Consider the following 17901-nt stretch of genomic DNA (forward strand, 5'->3'; position numbering starts at 1 on the left):
TTTCTCTGCGGAAGAGCGCCTCGAACATCTGACGAACGAGCTGGTCCGATCTCACAAAAAAACTTGAGTAATCAGCGAAGAATTATGATTCCGCCGGGCAAACGCGTGACTTTCGCTCCGGCCGCTTCCGCCAGAGAACGGATGACGCCTTCAGGGTCGTCCAGCCTGTAGTTGCCGCTGACCCTGATGTGGCCAAGGCCGCCGTCGACGGTTATCACGCGGCCGGTGTAATAGCGGCCGAGATCGGTCAGCACATCTGCGAGCGGCTTTTCCTGAAAGATGATCCATCCGGTGCGCCAGGCAAGCTCGTTTTCCGTGTCGACCCCGGCGACAGGAGAAAGACCTGCCGGCGATACCTCCACCATCTGGCCGGGCGACAGGCTGGCATGGTGTGCCTCATGCGCGCGTTGAGCAACCTCGACACGCCCGCGCTCAAGGATGACCGTGTCTTCACCGCCGGTGCGTACCGAAAAGGCGGTGCCTTTCACTTCGACGTCGCCGAAAGCACCCGCAACCCTGAACGGTCGGGCCGGATCGGAAACGACATCGAAGAAGGCTTCTCCGCGCAGCAAAGTGACGGATCGCTTCTGTCCCCCGAAATCGAGCGCCACCGCCGAAGCGGTGTTGAGCAGAATGCGCGAGCCATCCGGCAACACGAAGGCGCTTTGCTCGCCGGTGGCCGTCAGATGGTCCGCATTCCAGCGCAGCAGCATCTCGGGATAATACCGGATACCGGCCGCGACCATGACTACGGCCGCGAGGGCAGCAATCCGTATCGTCCAGCTGCCGGAGCGGTGCACCGGCACCCGGGCCAGCGGCGTCCTTTGTTCCCGCCTTGCATCAAGCCGGCTGGCATGGCGGGCGCTGGCGATACCCAGTTCGGGAAGCTCCCACATGTTCTGAAGCTTTGCGAAAGCTGCTGCGTGGCGCGAATCGCTGTCCAGCCAGTCTTCAAGCCGGCCCTGCAGGTCAAGGTCGTCCGGCGCTTCCTGAAGGCGCACAAACCAGTCAAGCGCCGCATCCGTCACCGGATCGGGATGCTGCAAGGTCTGGTCTGGCTGCGGGTCATCGGCCCTGTCACTCACCACGCGGTCCACCTGCCTTGTTGCAGAAACGCAAGCTCATACAGATGAGACGAATGACCGGCTGCAATCTCACAAAAAACCTCCGGGCTCCCGCTCAGGCTGCGCGATAAAATGTTCTCTTAATATCGGATTCAACCGCGGTCGAGACGATCGAGCGCCTGCTGGCAATGGGCCAGCGCCAGCTTCACATCGTTGAAAACTGTGTTGGGGGAAATTCCGAGGTGGGCGGCGATCTTCGGGTAGGGCCATTTTTCGACCCGGTTGAGCCGCCAGACCTGCTGCGCACGGGCGGGCAGTTGCGAAAGGGCATCCTCAAATGCCCTCAGCCGCTCGCGATGGATGACCACCGCTTCCTGCGTAGGCTGATCGGCCGCGATGTTGGCCATCTCGGCCTCTGTCGCGCCGAAATGCTCGACACCGCCGCGCATCCGGCTGCGGCGTTGATGATCAAGCGCCAGATTGCGGGCCGTCTGATAGAGAAACGCCTCGATGTGCTCCACTGGTCCCGACACCATGGCCTGACTGGCCCGGACATAGGTTTCCTGCGTCAGATCTTCGGCGATCTGCGGATCGCGCACGATCCGCATCAGGCTCCACATCAGGGAGCGGCGGTTGTTGAGAAACGCTGCCGTCAGACCACTCGCCACGGCTGCCCACTCCGATCGGAAAGCTGCGCAATGTGGAGCCCCACCATCGGAGCGATTTGCCACTCTGGCTTCATCAGTGCATCGACACGCATATTCATCCTGCCGTCGTTCCCGCGAGGCGCAGCGCGGCAGAACTCTCTAATCAGATCGCTGAAACCTCTTCAATGGTGTTGAATTGCGCCGGAATCGGCGCGATTGCGCCCATTCGGGGATAAACATGTATGAAATTATCATGTTTTCTGCGGGGTGCGGCGCATATGCTGCCGTTCCCTGCCCCGGATGGTGTTCTGTGATGATTGTTGGCGGGCGGATGAATATCGGCAACTGTCACATCACGGCAACAGTAGCGGCTCGCCACCTCCGCAATCGGCGATACCATGCTTTTCCCCGGACACCGAATGGGAGAAGCGCAGGCTGTATCTACGGCTGGTTCGCCGGCGCGCTGACATGCAGAAATATCAGCGGCGGCAGCACGGCTCATAATCATTAGCCGGTCAATCAATTGGCAATTGTGCCGACGGTAGTGGAACGCCGGAGCGACTGTAGTCGCGGGCGATGCCGGAAAGGCACCCTGCGCTTCTTGAAATGTTTCTCCGATTCGGTATTGCCTTGCCTTTCTTCGCTTCCTCGCTGTTTCAGAGGAATCATCTCCCCATCAGGAATGACGATCATGAGCATGCCCCAACCCATCCGTGTTGCCATCGCCGGCCATGGTAATCTCGGAAGAGGCGTTGAAGCGGCGATGCCGCACAACCCCGACATGAGCCTTGTGGGCATCTTCACGCGGCGCGCACCTGAACAGCTCAGCCCGAAGTGCCCCGCAACGCCCGTATTCTCCATGGCGGAGATATCGGGCCATGCCGATCACATTGACGTGCTGATCCTGTGCGGGGGATCCAAAGAGGATCTGCCGCAACAAGGGCCAGAACTGGCTGCCCTTTTCAACACCGTCGACAGCTTCGACACGCATGCGCGTATCCCGGAATACTTCGCCGCTGTGGATGCATCGGCACGGTCTGGCGGCAGAACTGCGCTGATTTCCGCCGGATGGGATCCGGGAATGTTCTCCATCAACCGCATTGTCGGCGAAGCCCTGTTGCCCGATGGCGACACCTACACGTTCTGGGGTGACGGCCTGAGCCAGGGGCATTCCGATGCGGTGCGCCGCATTCCCGGTGTGGCCGGCGCGGTGCAATATACGCGTCCGGTTCCGGCCGCGGTTGAACAGGCCCGAAGCGGCACGAGGCGGGTTCTGCCCACGCGGGAAAAACATCATCGCGAATGTTTCGTGGTGCTTGACGAGGGCGCGGATGCGGCTCAGGTGCGCGATACGATCATCAAGATGCCGCACTATTTTGCCGACTATGACACAACGGTGAATTTCATCAGCGCGGCAGAACTGGCCAGGGATCATTCGGCGATGTCGCATGGCGGCTTCGTCATCCGCAGCGGCAACACAGCGGCCGGCACAACACAAACGATAGAATACAGCCTGAAACTGGAGAGCAATCCAGAATTCACGGCCAGTGTTCTGGTGGCTTATGCGCGTGCCGTACATCGCCTTCACCAGATGGGGCAATATGGTGCCAAGACGGTGTTCGATGTGGCTCCGGGCCTGCTTTCACCCAAAAGCGCCGAACAACTGCGCGCCGAACAGCTGTAGGATATGATCCGCAGCTACGAAATCGGGGACCGCGCAGCAGGCTGCCAGCGGCATGAAATCCGCCTGCCCCTTGCGGGGCAGGCTACGATCTGCCAGCGGCATATTTTCCCGGCTATCCGCCCGGCCCGGCAAATCAGCGCAGATAGTTTCGGAAGCGTCGCAGCGAGAGCATGAAAAGCACCGAGCCGATCACGAACAGCGCCAGTATCTGAGGCCAGACCACATCCAGACCCGCACCGCGGAAGAGCACGCCCTGCGCCAGAATGACGAAATGTGTGTTGGGAACGGCCAGCATGATGTCCTGAACGATCTGCGGCATGCTTTCGCGCGGCGTAAGACCGCCCGAGAGCACCTGCAAGGGGAGCAGGATGAGCATCAGCAGCAGGCCGAACTGCGGCATCGAGCCCGCCATGGTGGCAAGGAAAATGCCCATCGAGGTCGTGGCGAAGAGATGAACGGCGGCTCCGAACAGAAACAGCGCCACCGAACCCTGAATGGGCACATGCAGCAGCCCCTGCACCACGAAGACGATGGAAGCGGCTGAGGCGACCAGCACCACCAGCCCCATCGACAGCACCTTGCTGATCATGATTTCGGCCGGCGTCACAGGCATGACCAGAAGGTGCTCGATGGTGCCATGTTCGCGCTCGCGGATAAGCGCGGCGCCGGTCAGCACGATGGAGAGCATGGTGATGGAGAACACCACGTTCGACAGCGCACCGAACCAGCCTTTGTTGAGTTGCGGATTGAAACGCATGCGCATTGCCAGATCGACGGGAAGCTCCGTGGCGCCGCGATGGCGGGCGAGGAACTCGTTTACCTCGCTGGAGACGATCGCCTGCACATAGGTGCCACCGGTGAAGGCCTGGCTGACGCGGGTGGCGTCGATGTTGAGCTGGATCGAAGGCGATCGGCCGGCCAGCAGGTCACGCTGAAAATTCGGTGGAATGTCGAGCGCGAAGGTATCACTTCCGGCGTCCATGCGCGCGTCCATCTCGGACTGGTCGATCAGCTTCGGCACCACGAAATAGGGAGGATAGAACGCCGTGGTGATGCGCGACGACACCGGCGACTGGTCTTCGTCGACGATGGCGATAGCGGCGCGGTTAAGCGATTCCGGCATCGCCGTCACGGCCGTGTAGATCGCTATGGTGAAGGCATAGACGATCAGGAACAACAGCATCTTGTCGCGGCCGAGGCCACGCAGTTCTTTCACGCCCAGATTGTAGATGTTGGCAACACGCATGGATCAGGACGCCTGTTTTTTCAGGAGCACGATGCCGAGGATGAAGAGCACCGGCACGGCAATCAGCAGCGGGATGAATTGCGGGGCGAGGTCGGCGAATTCCAGCGCCTTCGAGAAGGCGCCGCGCGAGATGTTGACGAAATAGGTCGTCGGGTAAATGTTGCCGATAACGGCACCGAAACCCTGCAATGACGAGACCGGGTCAATGAGGCCGGAATACTGCACAGCCGGAATGAGCGTGAGCAGTGCGGTGGCGAAGATCGCCGCGATCTGGCTTTCAATGAAGGTGGAGACCACCAGCCCCATGCCGGTCGTGAAGATCACATAAAGCAGGGCCGCCGCCGTGTAGGCCGCGAAGCTGCCGGTGAACGGCACGCCGAATATGTAGACGGCGAAGAAGGACAGCATCACGAAGTTCAGCATGGCCAGCGCCACATAGGGCAGTTGCTTGCCAAGCAGGAACTCCGTGCGGGTCACCGGCGTAACATAGAAGTTGACGATGGAGCCCAGCTCCTTTTCACGCACCACGCTCAGCACCGCCAGCATGGCCGGTATCATCAGAAGCAGGATTGGAATGATCGCGGGAACGATCGCCACAAGGCTCTGAACGTCAGGATTGTAGCGGTAACGCACCTCAAGCTGGAATTTCCCGACGGTAGCGGCATCGCCATAAATCTCGCGCGCCTTCTGGATGAGCCATGTTTGGTGAACACCCTGAACATAGCCGCGCACCGTTTCGGCGCGCATCGGCATGGCGCCATCCACCCAGGCGCCGATCTGCACATTAGTGCCGCGCGAAACATCCCGGCCGAAACCGGGCGGGATCTCGATGGCGAGACTGAGCTTGCCGCTTGCCATGCGCCGGTCGAGATCTTCATAGTCCCTGATCGGCTCCTTTTCGATGAAGTAGCGTGAGCCGGCGAGCTGAAGTGCGTAGTCGCGGCTAATGGTGGTGTCATCGCGGTCGAGCACCGCGAAGGACAGGTCCTCTACATCCATGCTGATGCCGAAGCTGACGACGAACATCAGAAGCACCGATCCGATGATCGCAAGGCTGGCGCGGATAGGGTCGCGGCGCAGTTCCAGCGCCTCGCGCTGGGTATAGGCGAACATGCGGCGGAAACTGAAAAAACGCTGATCGGAAGTTTTCCCGGATTCAGGTTCCGGCTCAACGGGCGTGATTTCCGCGGCCTGCGGCTGGCCGGCATCGCCGATTGCCTCTTCCAGATAGGCGACGAAGGCTTCCTCAAGCGTTTCCGCGCCCTTACGCTTGATGATACCGTCCGGCGTGTCGGAGACCAGAACCTTGCCGGCATGCATGAGCGAAATGCGGTCACAGAGCGCCGCCTCGTTCATGAAATGGGTCGAGACGAAAATGGTGACGCCATCCTTGCGCGACAGTTCGGCAAGGGTTTCCCAGAACGCGTCACGCGCTACCGGATCGACACCGGATGTCGGCTCATCGAGGATCAGGATTTCGGGTGAGTGGATCAGCGCCACGGCCAGCGACAGGCGCTGGCGGATGCCGAGGGGCAGCGCTTCGGGCAGCGCTTCCATAACGGCGCCGAGATCGAAACGGCGCACCATTTCCTCGATGCGGCCGGGAATGGTTTCAGGCGCCATGGCGAACAGGCGCGCATGAAGCTCAAGATTCTGGCGGACGGTAAGCTCGGAATAGAGCGAGAAAGCTTGGCTCATATAGCCGACGCGCCGGCGTATCTCCATGTCGCGCGTGTCGACTTCCTTGCCGAACAGCATGGCGGTGCCTTCACTGGCCGGCAACAGCCCGGTCAGCACCTTCATGGTGGTGCTCTTGCCGCAGCCATTGGAGCCGAGGAAACCAAAAATCTCGCCGCGCGGGATCTCGAAGCTCACATTGTCGACGGCCGTAAAGTTGCCGAAGCGAACGGTGACGTTCTTCGCGCCGATGGCAATGTCGCTGGCGGCATCGGCCGGCCGTGGCGTGATCACGACCTGCTTGTGGCCTCTGCGCTTTTCTTCCGGCAGCAGCGCCACGAAAGCCGCATCCAGATTGTCGGTGCCGGTCCTTGCCAGCAGTTCCGCCGGTGTGCCGGTGGCGAGGATCTTGCCGTCGTCCATGGCGACCAGCCAGTCGAAGCGCTCGGCCTCTTCCATGTAGGCGGTGGCAACGATGACGCTCATGCCTTCGCGCTCGCCGCGAATATCGTCGATCAGCTCCCAGAACTGTCCGCGCGACAGCGGATCGACGCCCGTGGTCGGTTCGTCGAGAATGAGGAGGTCAGGGTCATGGATCAGCGAACAGCACAGGCTGGTTTTCTGCTTCATGCCGCCGGAAAGCTTGCCGGCCGGCCGCGTCGCGAAAGGCGACATGCCGGTGCGTGCCAGAAGCGTGTCGATGCGGTGCTGGCGCTCTTCCTTCGAGTGGCCGAACAGGCGGCCGAAAAAGTCGATGTTCTCGAACACCGACAAGGTCGGGTAGAGATTGCGGCCGAGGCCCTGCGGCATGTAGGCGATGCTGGAATAGGCCTCGCGCCGGTGCCGCCGGTCGGCGATATCGCCGCCCAGCACCTCGACCTGTCCCTCCTGAACCACGCGGGCACCCGCGATCAGCGACAGCAGGCTCGATTTGCCCACGCCGTCGGGACCGATCAGGCCGACCATGCACCCGGCCGGAATCTGGATGTTGATCCCGTCCAGTGCCCGTGTCTCGCCATAGCTCTGGCCGACATTCTGCAACCGCGCGACGAATTTGCCATCTGGCTTTTCGTCTGGCGGCGCCACGGCTTCGGCAGCATCCATGGTCACGGCTTGACGACCTCGCGCAGCTGTGCCGGCCATTCGGTCTCAGGGTCCAGCTTGACATAGGCGACACCCGGCAGCCCGGTTTTCACATACTGGATATATTCGCGCAGAAGTTCAGGCGAAATCTGTGCCTTGACACGGAACATCAGTTTCTGGCGCTCTTCTTCCGTTTCCACGGTCTTCGGCGTGAACTGGGCGACGTCGGCGACGAAGCTGACCTTGGCGGGGATGACATACTGTGGAACCGCATCCAGCACGATGCGCACTTCGGTGCCCATTGCCACGCGCCCGGCCTGTGCCGTCGGCAGGAAGAAGGTCATGTAAACATCGCCGACATTGACCAGATTGAGCACACGGCCGCCGCTGGCGATAACTTCTCCGGGCTGCGCCACGCGATACTGGACGCGGCCATCGCGCGGCGAGCGCAGGACGGCATCATTGATGTCGGCGGTAATGCTCTCGATCGCTGCCCTGGCTGCATCCACGGCAGCCTCAGCATCGACGACCTGCGCCTGCGCGGCGCTGATGCCGGCCTCCGTTGCCGCAAGCTGGGCACGGGCCGCGTTGACGGCTGCTGCCGCCTCCAGCGCAGCTGCGCGGTCATTGTCCAGAAGCTGCTGCGAAAGGTTTCCGCTGCGGGCAAGCTGCTCGGAGCGCACCAGTTTCTTGTCGATGACATCCTGCTGCGCCTCGCGCTGAGCGACCACGGCCTGCGCGGCGGCGTTCTCGGCATTGCGCTGCTTGACCAGTGCGCCCGCCGTTTCGATGCCGATCGAAGCCCGCTTGAGCTGGGCTTCGAGCTGGCGCCGCTGCGCTTCCATCTGCTCGGTATCCATGCGGGCCAGAACCTGTCCGGCCTCCACGAACATGCCTTCGTCGGCAAGAATTTCCTTGATGCGGCCCGGCGTGCGGGCGGAGATGTCTATCTCCACAGCCTCTATGCGCCCGTTGCCCGCGACAATGCCGTCAGGCAGTCCGGAACCATCGTAGAACCGCCAGAAATAGTAGCCTCCGGCAACCACTGCGGCGACCACTATGGCCACAATCCAGTTCTTGGCAGATTTCATGATGCTTTAACCTCTGCATTTGCCGCGGCGATGAGCCCGCACTCGAAAGAGGGCGCGAACGGAGAAACCCGCGCCGGACCGGATATATTTCACTTGATCCCCTCGCTGCCTGATCCGCCGCGAACCGGCGGTCATGATACTTAAATTCGGTGTCCCTCGGAGTAAAACGGATGTTTCGATTTACTTCGAGTCGTCAGGTTGCGGATGACGGTATCTTCATACCCGGAGAGTGCAACCTGTTGTTTGCTCTTTCCTTACCTGAATGTTTAACACGCCCCGGATCAGCCGACCTGCCGTGAAGCGGCAATCAGCGCGACATTCCTGTCGAACACCTGCCGCCCTTCAGCGGCGACGCTGCTGACGACCTTCTGCACGAATTCCCTGCTGCTCGTAACCGCATCGGACGGCTGCTCGGCTTCCGAAAGCTTTTTCAGATAATCGGCCTGATACTGGAGCTGTTTGGCCGTGGTGCTCAGCACGCCACCCCAGAGGCCGACGCCGAACCGCACCTGTGCGGCTGTGGCCACAGCAAGCCAGTCGGGTCGAAACAGGGATGGGAAGCGGGCGTAATGCGTCTGCGCTTCAGTCGGTTTCCCCTCGGCCATGATCGTCCACTCCTCGCAATGATGAGAACCTTCGACCCCAGGATTCACCGAAGCGGATGAATCGTCATTGATCTATGTCAACAATGTTGACCTCCATTGCCGATAGAAGCAAGCTGTATTGCGAAGCATGAGGCCACGAAAAAATCCAAGATGACCGTTCCCCAGACAGCGCCAGTCAAAACATCAGCCGCCAACTCTGGCGGAAACACCCGCGAGCGTATTCTCAGGGCTGCCATGGCGCGTTTCGCAACGCAGTCTTACAGCACCACCTCGCTGCGCGATCTGGCTTCAGATGTCGGTGTGGACGTGGCCTATGTCCACCGCTGCTTCGGTTCCAAGGAAAATCTGTTCCGGGCGTCCATCCGTGCGGCGATGCGGCCGGACTGGATGTTTGCCGGCAACATTCAGGAGCTCGCCGCCACCCTTGCACGGCAGACGCTGGGCGACGAGCCGCAAAATGAAGTCCGCATGCTGGACATTGTTTTCCGATCCTTCTCCAGCCCTGATGCCTCGCAGGTGCTTCGCGAGGTGCTGATGGAAGATTTCATTGGTCCTCTGATCACCGCTCATCCGCATGTGTCGAAGCGCCAGGCCGCCCTGGTGGCCGCCTTCTTTGCCGGTGTCAGCATTCTGCACGACGTCATCGGCAGCGAACCGCTTCTCGAAGGTGATGACGGCGAGGCCGAACGTCTCTTCGTGCTGGCACTTGGTCAGCTGTTGGGCAACGGCCCATGTGCCACCCCTTCTTCTTCTCCTTTATGGAAAGGTGAATCCAGTGAGTGCTCAAACATCTCCGCGGAACAAGGCGTCTGCCAGGAGCCAGACGCAGCTTCGGAAGACCAGCAAAAATGCCGTTATGCCGCGGGCGATTGACGAGAGCGTCTCGTCCGAAGCCTACCGTGCCATCGACCAGATGCGCGAGGCGCTGAGTGCGCATCTCACCGGGGGGCTGTCGCCGGCCTCGCTCGCTCTGGCGCTCATCGACTGGAACATCCATCTTGCCGCCGCGCCCGGCAAACGGCTTGAACTCATTGATAAGGCCGTCCGCAAATCTGCCCGGCTTTCCACCTATCTGGCCGCCGCCGCCGTCGATCCCGAAACGCCGCCCTGCATAGAGCCGCTGCCCGGGGATTATCGTTTCAAGGCGCAAGGCTGGTCGCAGCAACCGTTCTCATCCTTCGCCCAGTCATTCCTGCTGGCGCAGCAATGGTGGCACAATGCCACGCATGAGGTGCCGGGCGTTACTCCGCATCATGAGGATGTGGTGTCGTTCATGGCGCGCCAGATGCTCGACGTCTTCTCCCCGTCGAACAACCCGCTGACAAATCCCGAGGTGCTGGCAAGAACGCTGGAGGCGGGTGGAACCAATTTCGTTCAGGGCATGCAGAACTGGATGGAAGATGCCGCGCGCGCCGTATCGGGCCGGCCACCGGTCGGGACGGAGAATTTCACGCCGGGAGAGGAAGTCGCCGCCACGCCGGGCAAGGTGATTTATCGCAACCATCTGATCGAACTGATCCAGTATGAACCCGCGACGGACAAGGTTCTGGCCGAGCCGGTGCTGATCGTGCCTGCGTGGATCATGAAATACTATATTCTCGACCTGTCCCCCCACAATTCGCTGGTGCGCTATCTGGTGGAGAAGGGCCACACGGTTTTCTGCATCTCCTGGCGCAATCCGACCGCCGATGACCGCAACCTGACCATGGACGACTACCGCAAGCTCGGCGTCATGGCCGCACTCGATGCCATCAATGCGATCGTGCCGGACCGGAAGGTCCATGCCACAGGATATTGCCTCGGCGGCACGCTGCTTTCGATCGCAGCCGCGGCGATGGCGCAGCGCAATGATGATCGCCTTGGCTCGCTGACCCTGTTTGCCGCGCAGACCGATTTCGCGGAGCCCGGCGAGCTTGCGTTGTTCATCGACCACAGCCAGCTGCATTTCCTTGAAAGCATGATGTGGAACCGTGGCTATCTGTCTTCCGACCAGATGGCCGGAGCGTTCCAGCTTCTGCGTTCCAACGACCTGATCTGGTCACGCATCGTGCGCGATTACATGCTGGGCGAACGCACGACCATGAACGACCTCATGGCGTGGAATGCGGACCCCACGCGCATGCCCTACAAGATGCATGCCGAATATCTGAAGCGGCTTTATCTCGACAACGAGCTGGCCACGGCGCGCTTCATGGTGGAGGGGCGCCCTGCTGCGATGCAGAACGTGCGCGTTCCGATGTTCGTCGTCGGCACCGAGCGGGACCATGTTGCTCCATGGCAATCCGTCTACAAGATCCACCAGCTCACCGATGGCGATCTCGTCTTCGTGCTGACCAGCGGCGGCCACAATGCCGGCATCGTCAGCGAGCCCGGTCACAAGGGGCGCCGCTACCGCATTGCCGAGCGGCGCCAGCATGATCCCTATCTCGATCCGCAGGAATGGGTCGAGGCAGCTTCGGCGAAAGACGGTTCGTGGTGGCTCGAATGGTCGGACTGGCTGCTTGAGCGCTCGACGAAAGAGAGGGTCGCTCCACCTTCAACCGGCGCCGCCGACAAGGGCTATGCGCCTATTGAAGACGCCCCCGGCACCTATGTGTTTCAGCGATAGGATGATCATGCAGACCCAGCTTCTGACCAACCGCACCTTCGACCAGTTGCAGATCGGCGACAGCGCCTCCATCGTGCGGGTTGTCGGCCGTGACGACATCGAGCTGTTTGCGACGGTTTCAGGCGATGTAAACCCTGCCCATCTCGATGCTGCCTTCGCGTCCACCGATCTCTTCGGCCACATCGTTGCCCATGGCATGTGGACCGGCGCGCTGGTATCGGCCGTGCTCGGCACCAGGCTGCCCGGCCCGGGCACCATATATCTTGGACAGGAGTTCCATTTCCTGAGGCCGGTCGCCCCCGGCGATACGGTCACCGCCACGGTGAAGGTCACGGAGAAGCGAGCCGACAAGAACATTGTTCTGCTCGATACCATATGCACCAATCAGAAAGGCGAGGACGTGCTGTCCGGGGTCGCGACAGTGATTGCTCCCTCCCGTTCGGTGGAATGGCAGGCGACACGGCTGCCCGATGTCTCACTGAGGCGGCACGACCGCTACGAAGCTTTCGTGCGTGAAGCCAGAAGTCTTCCCACGGTGCGTGCGGCCATCGTGCATCCCTGTTCCACGGCCGCCATTCTGGGTGCCGTGGAGGTGCGCGACGAAGGGCTCTTCGAGCCCCTGCTGATCGGCCCGGAGGAAAAGATCAGGGCGGCGGCGGAAGCTGCCGGCGTTGATCTTGCCGGAATTGCCATCGAAGCTGTGGAGCACAGCCATGCCGCTGCCGCGCGCGCTGTCGAACTGGCGGTGGCAGGCAAGGTTTCCGTGCTGGTCAAGGGCAGCCTGCATTCCGACGAATTGCTGGGTGCCGTGGTGGCGAAGGATTCCGGCCTGCGCACCGAGCGGCGTATCAGCCATGCCTATGGCATGGACGTGCCCGCCTATTCCAAGCCGATCATCATCACCGATGCCGCCATCAACATCCAGCCTACGCTGGAGCAGAAGCGCGACATCTGCCAGAACGCGATCGACCTTCTGCGGATACTCGGCGTCGAAACGCCGCGCGTCGCGGTTCTCGCCGCCGTGGAGACGGTGAACCCCAAGATGCAGGTCACGCTCGATGCCGCCGCTCTTACGGTGATGGCCTCACGCGGCCAGATCACCGGCGGCAAGGTCGATGGTCCTCTGGCCTTCGACAATGCGGTAAGCATGGATGCGGCGAAGATGAAGGGCATCGTCTCCGACGTAGCCGGTCAGGCCGACATACTGCTCACACCCGATCTGGAATCGGGCAACATGCTTGCCAAGCAGCTTATCCACTTTGCCGGCGCTACGGCGGCCGGACTGGTGCTTGGCGCGCGCGTGCCGATCGTTCTGACCAGCCGTTCCGATCCGCTCAGCGCGCGGATCGCCTCGGCGGCTCTCGCAAAGCTGGTTGCGGCCAGAAAGTCTCTCGCGGGGAAGCTGCCGGCATGAGCCAGAAGATGCTTGTAACCTTCAATGCCGGTTCCTCGACGGTGAAGATCGGCCTGTTCGCGCTCGATCAGGGCAAAGCCCGGCGTATCGGCAAGGGCATGATCGACTTTCGTCAGACGCCACTTCGTTTTCAGCTCTCGGAGGGGCCGGATCGGTTCGACGTTGAGCTGAAAGCCCAGCCCGGCGAGGAGCTTGATGCCGTTCTCGGCGAGGCCTTCGAGCGCCTGTCGTGGCATTATGATCTCGATGATGTCGCGGCCATCGGCCATCGCGTGGTGCATGGCGGCGACCTGTTCGACGGGCCGGTCGCTATCGATGACGAGAGCCTCACGCAGATCGGGAAACTGGTCGAGCTGGCCCCGCTGCACCAGCCGCAGGCGTTGAGGCTGATCGACGCCATTGCGCGCCTTCGACCGGGCATTCGTCAAACGGCTTCGTTCGACACGGCCTTCCATGGCACAAACGCGGATGTCGTGCGGCGTTTCGCCCTGCCGCGCGCGCTGCATGATGAAGGCATCAAGCGCTACGGCTTCCATGGCCTGTCCTACAAGTTCATTGCCGGTGAACTGGCACGCCGCGATGCCGGAGCTGCCGCTGGCAAGGTGGTGGCTGCCCATCTGGGCTCGGGCGCCAGCCTGTGCGGCATGGAAAACGGCGCCAGCCTCGACACCAGTATGGGCTTTTCCACGCTCGACGGCATACCCATGGCGACGCGCTGCGGTGCGCTGGATGCGGGCGTGCTGCTGCATCTTCTGGGCGCGGGCGGGCGCACGCTGGAGGAAGTCGAGGATCTTCTCTACAACCGTTCCGGTCTGCTCGGCCTTTCCGGCATCAGCGCCGACAGCCGCGTTCTGCTCGAAAGCGACCGGCCTGAGGCCCGCGAAGCCCTCGAGGTATTCACCTTCCGCATCGCCGGCGAGATGGCGAGACTTGCCGCCACGCTTGGCGGGCTGGACGCCATCGTCTTCACCGCCGGCGTTGGCGAGCATCAGCCAGCCGTGCGCGCCGATGTGTGCGAAAGGCTGCAATGGCTTGGCGTCGCGGTCGACCCGGAGGCCAACAAGGCCAATGCCCCGGTGATCAGCAGCGCCGGGAGCCGCGTCTCTGTTTTCGTCATTCCCACGGACGAGGAACAGGTGATCGCCGACGAAGCCTTGTCGGTCGTTAACGGGTAGCACGGGTGCATTTTTCGAAAGCTGGCCCGGAAACAGGAGCGGCTTTCGGATGCTGAAGGCGCCCGGCCTCTTCCGCTGCGGATTTCAGCCGCGCGGCGGCTTCAGCTCGACGAAGCGCTTCCGGAACCAGTCCCGCAGCATGTCCTTTTCATAGGCAAAGCGTTCCGTGGAATTGCGTGCGGAGGCGCGCCACATATAGCTGAGGTCGCTTACCGTTTCCTCGCCGCTGGCGATGATCTTGCCGTTCTGGCGAAGCGTGTAACGGATCACGAAGCGCGGCGGCGTTGTGTCCCTCAAAATGCGGACGTCGTTGAATGTCGGCTGCCACCGCTCGTAGCGCCCGGCCAGCCGTGCATCGAGCACCGCAATTTCCAGCTTCTCGCCCGCGGTGAGATAGCGTTTGTCCAGGCGCTCGAAATGGCGGGTCAGCTCCCTGATCACGCCTTCCCGCTTCGACGCGTTGCGGAAATCGTCGTCCCGATATTTTTCCGGTTTGACGAATGTGACATTGACCGCCGCCGCTGCACTTGCAGTGCCTAGCAGCAGGGCAGCCAGCATGACCGTGGCGATTCTGGAGGCGCGCATGACTTTTCCCTTACGAATGAATGTCGCTCACAACTGACAAATAAGCGCCTGACGAGCCTATTTCATCCCATATTCAAAAGAACGTCTACCGCTCACCAAAAAAATATGACACTAATACTCATCTTTATGGCAGGGCGACGCTTGCTGATCGCCTCACCCTCCGAAGCGCCGGATCATGTCGCGCTGACCATGAACAGTTTTGATGCCAACGGGGATGAATTCAGGGGTCCGGGGAAAAGCTGCCGTCCGGCTGCGTACGCAGAAGCCGGGTCGTTCCCGCATGCCGGAAGCAACCGCGTTTCCGCGTTGGCTTGCATTTCTGATCTCCGTGGTCGTGCACATTGGCGCGGGTACGGCCCTGATTGCCTTTTCCTTTTCGGCAGATCACCCGGTTCCTGAACCCGAACCCATGGCGATCATGGTCGAATTCGTCGCGGATCCGACCGTCGACAATGAGGAACCGCAGGAAGCCCGCAAGGGCGATCCGGAAGCAGATGCGCCGGAAGAAGCCGTTCCGGAAGAAAACGATGTGGAAGAGGTAGAGGAACCCGAACCGGAAGAAGCTGTCGTGCAGCCCGAGCCCCTGCCCGACAGCATTCCCGTGCCGGCGCAGCGCCCGAGCCCTGAAACGCGCAAGACCGAGGAAAGCGCGCCTGACAAATCGAAAGTCGTAAAGGTCAGGGGACTGGAAGACGATCCGCTGCCCGATATTCCGCAGGCGGACGAGCTGAAACTGGCCAATGATGCCGATGCCACCCTTGCCATGGAGGCCATGCGCGGGGTCAACCGCAATGTCCAGGCCGAGCAGAAATGGCTGGGGCGTCTTGCCGCTCATCTCGAACGGCGCAAACGCTATCCGAAGGCGGCCCTGTCACGCCGGCAGGAGGGGCTGGTACAGGTTCGCTTCGTCGTCGCGCCGGACGGAACGATCATGGCGCCCGAGCTGGTCAGCCCGTCCGGCGTGCCGGAACTGGACGAGGAAGTGCTTGGACTGCTGCGGCGGGCTTCGCCGGTTCCGAAGCCTCCGCCAGACGTCAACACTTTCGTCACGGTTCCGATCAGCTTCACGATAGAGCGCTGATCAGGCGTGATCGGAAACGGGCCTGCCGGGCGGGCAGGACGATCGCCCGGCAGGCCCGTTTCGGGGTTCAGCCCTTATAGGTGTAAAAGCCCTCGCCGGTGGCGATGCCGAGCTTGCCCTTGTCGATGTAGTTTTCCTTCAGCCACGCGGCCAGCTTCTGATGATGCTCGTTGCCGTGCGACAGGATGTTGTAGGGCGTGGTGAGGCCGATGATGTCGTAGATCTGGAACGGCCCCATCGGGGCGCCGGTGGCGATGCGCCAGACCTTGTCCACATCGTGCGGTTCCGCGTAGCCGCCGGCGGCGAGTTCGGCAGCAGCGTTCAGGAGCGGGACCAGCAGGGAGTTGAGCACATAGCCCGCCTTCTCCTTGCGCACCGGGATCGGCACCATGCCGATCTTGCCCGCAAATTCGACAAGCGTGTCGAAGACGGCCGGATCGGTGTCGGCCGTGCCCATCACCTCCGCGGTGTTGAACTTCCAGATGCTGTTGGCGAAATGCAGGGCGAGAAAACGGTCGGGACGACCGGTGGAATCCTTCATGGCACTGGGCAGGAGGGTGGAGGAGTTGGTGGCGAAGATGGTCTTCTGCGGGGCCAGTTCGCCAAGCTTCGCATAGGTCTCCTGCTTGAGGCTGAGAACCTCGGGAATGGCCTCGATCACCAGATCCGCATCGGCGACGGCTTCTGCAAGGTCGGCGGACAGCGAAAGGCGCGACAGCGTGGCTTCGGCCTTGCCGCCGGCCGCACCCGGCACTTCTTTCGTGTAGGTCTCGACCAGCCCGGCAAAACGTTTGCGGGCCTTTTCCAGGGCTGCCTCATTGATGTCGTATGCGGTGACATCGACGCCGCTATAGGCTGTCTGGAAAGCGATCTGCGCACCCAGAACGCCCGTGCCGAGCACCGTTACCTTGCGGATATCTGTCATTGCCGAACTCCTTGTCCTCAACAGGCAAGCTCTCCGGCAATCATGGGTGTCGCCGGGGCGATCTTGCAGAAAGGCATTATGTTGCCTTCCTGCAAAGACGTAACCACTTTCCGGTGACATTTCAGCGTTCTGGTATCATTTGCCGCGGCGACGCAGCGTAAGCTTTTCCGGCAAATGGGAGCCGTGTTTCATTCGACGATCTCCGCCGTTTCGATGACGGCATGGAGGAGGACGTCGGCGCCGGCTGCGGCCCATTCCCTGGAGATGTTCTCGGCCTCGTTGTGCGACAGCCCGTCGACGCAGGGGCACATGATCATCGTCGCCGGCGCCACCTTCGCCACCCAGCACGCGTCATGGCCGGCGCCCGAGATGATGTCCATGTGCGAATAGCCCAGCCTGTCGGCCGCGGCGCGCACCCGCGCCACCAGCTCGGGCGCGAAGGTCACCGGGTCGAAATGGCCCACCGCCTCTACCGCGCAGCCGACGCCAAGCTCGTCCGCGATCTTTTTCGCGCCCGCCTCGACCTTCGCCCGCATGGCGTCGAGCTTGGCCCGGTCGGGCGAGCGGATGTCGACCGTGAACACCACCTTGCCCGGCAGCACGTTGCGCGAATTGGGCGCGAACATAACCTGCCCCACCCCGCCAACGGCGCCCGGCTGGTTTTCCATGGCAACAGTCTGCACCAGCTCCAGAATGCGGCCCATGGCAAGGCCGGCATTGACCCGCATCGCCATCGGCGTCGAGCCGGTATGGGCTTCCTTGCCGGTCAGCGTGAATTCCAGCCACCACAGCCCCTGGCCATGGGTGACGACGCCGATCTGCCGGCTTTCCGCCTCGAGGATCGGCCCCTGTTCGATGTGATATTCGAAATAGGCATGCATTTTGCGCGCGCCCACCTCTTCCTCGCCCACCCAGCCGATGCGCTGCAGCTCGTCGCCGAAGCGCTTGCCCTCCATGTCGGTGCGGCCATAGGCATAGTCGAGCTCAAGCTCGCCCGCGAACACGCCCGACGCCAG

The 17901-nt window shown here is 61.8% G+C and carries 16 protein-coding genes; 6 read left to right on the plus strand and 10 right to left on the minus strand.

Annotation, left to right across the window (positions count from 1 at the left end; genetic code table 11):
• Positions 1-71: 71 nt before the first annotated feature.
• The 3 genes from AC5XE7_RS18830 to AC5XE7_RS18840 all read right to left on the minus strand — a co-directional run bounded on the left by AC5XE7_RS18830 (position 72) and on the right by AC5XE7_RS18840 (position 2111).
• Positions 72-1085, minus strand: coding sequence for a FecR family protein (locus AC5XE7_RS18830; protein WP_495367172.1), 1014 nt, complete (start codon positions 1083-1085; stop codon positions 72-74).
• A gap of 131 nt (positions 1086-1216) precedes the next feature.
• A complete protein-coding gene (locus tag AC5XE7_RS18835; protein ID WP_495367171.1) occupies positions 1217-1732 on the minus strand; it encodes an RNA polymerase sigma factor in 516 nt (171 codons plus the stop codon).
• 142 nt (positions 1733-1874) lie between these two features.
• Positions 1875-2111: a hypothetical protein gene (locus AC5XE7_RS18840; protein ID WP_495367170.1), complete on the minus strand. Its 237-nt coding sequence runs from the start codon at positions 2109-2111 to the stop codon at positions 1875-1877.
• Positions 2112-2243: 132 nt separating this feature from the next.
• Between AC5XE7_RS18840 and AC5XE7_RS18845 the strand changes: the two genes are divergently transcribed.
• The gene (locus AC5XE7_RS18845; RefSeq protein WP_495367204.1) at positions 2244-3395 is read left to right on the plus strand and encodes a diaminopimelate dehydrogenase; all 1152 of its coding nucleotides are present in this window, start codon (positions 2244-2246) and stop codon (positions 3393-3395) included.
• Positions 3396-3528: 133 nt separating this feature from the next.
• Here AC5XE7_RS18845 and AC5XE7_RS18850 read toward each other — a convergent pair whose 3' ends face one another.
• The 4 genes from AC5XE7_RS18850 to AC5XE7_RS18865 form a co-directional block, all read right to left on the minus strand.
• Positions 3529-4641, minus strand: coding sequence for an ABC transporter permease (locus AC5XE7_RS18850; RefSeq protein WP_495367169.1), 1113 nt, complete (start codon positions 4639-4641; stop codon positions 3529-3531).
• Positions 4642-4644: 3 nt separating this feature from the next.
• Positions 4645-7422 (minus strand): ribosome-associated ATPase/putative transporter RbbA, encoded by a 2778-nt coding sequence (gene rbbA / locus AC5XE7_RS18855; protein ID WP_495367203.1) that lies wholly within the window; start codon positions 7420-7422, stop codon positions 4645-4647.
• A 2-nt stretch (positions 7423-7424) separates the two neighbouring features.
• The gene (locus AC5XE7_RS18860; protein WP_280196541.1) at positions 7425-8492 is read right to left on the minus strand and encodes an HlyD family secretion protein; all 1068 of its coding nucleotides are present in this window, start codon (positions 8490-8492) and stop codon (positions 7425-7427) included.
• A 281-nt stretch (positions 8493-8773) separates the two neighbouring features.
• Positions 8774-9097, minus strand: coding sequence for a hypothetical protein (locus AC5XE7_RS18865; protein ID WP_280196542.1), 324 nt, complete (start codon positions 9095-9097; stop codon positions 8774-8776).
• A gap of 150 nt (positions 9098-9247) precedes the next feature.
• On the opposite strand from AC5XE7_RS18865, the gene AC5XE7_RS18870 reads away from it, so the two are divergent.
• Genes AC5XE7_RS18870 through AC5XE7_RS18885 form a run of 4 tightly spaced genes read left to right on the plus strand, consistent with a single transcriptional unit; the run spans position 9248 to position 14294 of the window.
• On the plus strand, positions 9248-9970 hold the full coding sequence (locus AC5XE7_RS18870; protein WP_495367168.1) for a TetR/AcrR family transcriptional regulator: 723 nt from the start codon (positions 9248-9250) through the stop codon (positions 9968-9970).
• Positions 9954-11705, plus strand: a complete 1752-nt coding sequence (locus tag AC5XE7_RS18875; RefSeq protein ID WP_495367167.1) for a PHA/PHB synthase family protein — start codon at positions 9954-9956, stop codon at positions 11703-11705. Before AC5XE7_RS18870 ends, AC5XE7_RS18875 begins: the two co-directional genes overlap by 17 nt.
• Before the next feature lie 7 nt (positions 11706-11712).
• Positions 11713-13119: a bifunctional enoyl-CoA hydratase/phosphate acetyltransferase gene (locus AC5XE7_RS18880; protein ID WP_495367166.1), complete on the plus strand. Its 1407-nt coding sequence runs from the start codon at positions 11713-11715 to the stop codon at positions 13117-13119.
• Complete coding sequence (locus AC5XE7_RS18885; protein ID WP_495367165.1) at positions 13116-14294, plus strand: acetate/propionate family kinase; 1179 nt, start codon at positions 13116-13118, stop codon at positions 14292-14294. The genes AC5XE7_RS18880 and AC5XE7_RS18885 overlap by 4 nt, the downstream gene beginning before the upstream one ends.
• A gap of 84 nt (positions 14295-14378) precedes the next feature.
• Here AC5XE7_RS18885 and AC5XE7_RS18890 read toward each other — a convergent pair whose 3' ends face one another.
• Positions 14379-14879 carry a DUF3016 domain-containing protein gene (locus tag AC5XE7_RS18890; RefSeq protein ID WP_495367164.1) on the minus strand — a complete coding sequence of 167 codons (501 nt, stop codon included), beginning with the start codon at positions 14877-14879 and terminating at the stop codon, positions 14379-14381.
• A gap of 280 nt (positions 14880-15159) precedes the next feature.
• Between AC5XE7_RS18890 and AC5XE7_RS18895 the strand changes: the two genes are divergently transcribed.
• Positions 15160-15960, plus strand: a complete 801-nt coding sequence (locus AC5XE7_RS18895) for an energy transducer TonB (protein ID WP_495367163.1) — start codon at positions 15160-15162, stop codon at positions 15958-15960.
• Positions 15961-16027: 67 nt separating this feature from the next.
• On the opposite strand, the gene AC5XE7_RS18900 is transcribed toward AC5XE7_RS18895, so the two are convergent.
• Both AC5XE7_RS18900 and AC5XE7_RS18905 read right to left on the minus strand, forming a co-directional pair.
• The gene (locus tag AC5XE7_RS18900) at positions 16028-16885 is read right to left on the minus strand and encodes a 3-hydroxyacyl-CoA dehydrogenase (protein WP_495367162.1); all 858 of its coding nucleotides are present in this window, start codon (positions 16883-16885) and stop codon (positions 16028-16030) included.
• Positions 16886-17073: 188 nt separating this feature from the next.
• Positions 17074-17901 (minus strand): hydantoinase/carbamoylase family amidase (locus AC5XE7_RS18905; protein WP_495367161.1); only part of this gene is annotated, 828 nt, incomplete at its 5' end.

The organism is Aquamicrobium sp. YD-1-mutant5, assembly GCF_059509755.1.

Coding starts and splice junctions, on each gene's coding strand:
- AC5XE7_RS18840 (WP_495367170.1), bottom strand. CDS start 2,111: ATGGTATCGCCGATTGCGGAGGTGGCGAGCCGCTACTGTTGCCGTGAT.
- AC5XE7_RS18850 (WP_495367169.1), bottom strand. CDS start 4,641: ATGCGTGTTGCCAACATCTACAATCTGGGCGTGAAAGAACTGCGTGGC.
- rbbA (WP_495367203.1), bottom strand. CDS start 7,422: ATGGATGCTGCCGAAGCCGTGGCGCCGCCAGACGAAAAGCCAGATGGC.
- AC5XE7_RS18860 (WP_280196541.1), bottom strand. CDS start 8,492: ATGAAATCTGCCAAGAACTGGATTGTGGCCATAGTGGTCGCCGCAGTG.
- AC5XE7_RS18865 (WP_280196542.1), bottom strand. CDS start 9,097: ATGGCCGAGGGGAAACCGACTGAAGCGCAGACGCATTACGCCCGCTTC.
- AC5XE7_RS18870 (WP_495367168.1), top strand. CDS start 9,248: ATGACCGTTCCCCAGACAGCGCCAGTCAAAACATCAGCCGCCAACTCT.
- AC5XE7_RS18875 (WP_495367167.1), top strand. CDS start 9,954: ATGCCGCGGGCGATTGACGAGAGCGTCTCGTCCGAAGCCTACCGTGCC.
- AC5XE7_RS18880 (WP_495367166.1), top strand. CDS start 11,713: ATGCAGACCCAGCTTCTGACCAACCGCACCTTCGACCAGTTGCAGATC.
- AC5XE7_RS18885 (WP_495367165.1), top strand. CDS start 13,116: ATGAGCCAGAAGATGCTTGTAACCTTCAATGCCGGTTCCTCGACGGTG.
- AC5XE7_RS18890 (WP_495367164.1), bottom strand. CDS start 14,879: ATGCGCGCCTCCAGAATCGCCACGGTCATGCTGGCTGCCCTGCTGCTA.
- AC5XE7_RS18895 (WP_495367163.1), top strand. CDS start 15,160: ATGCCGGAAGCAACCGCGTTTCCGCGTTGGCTTGCATTTCTGATCTCC.
- AC5XE7_RS18900 (WP_495367162.1), bottom strand. CDS start 16,885: ATGACAGATATCCGCAAGGTAACGGTGCTCGGCACGGGCGTTCTGGGT.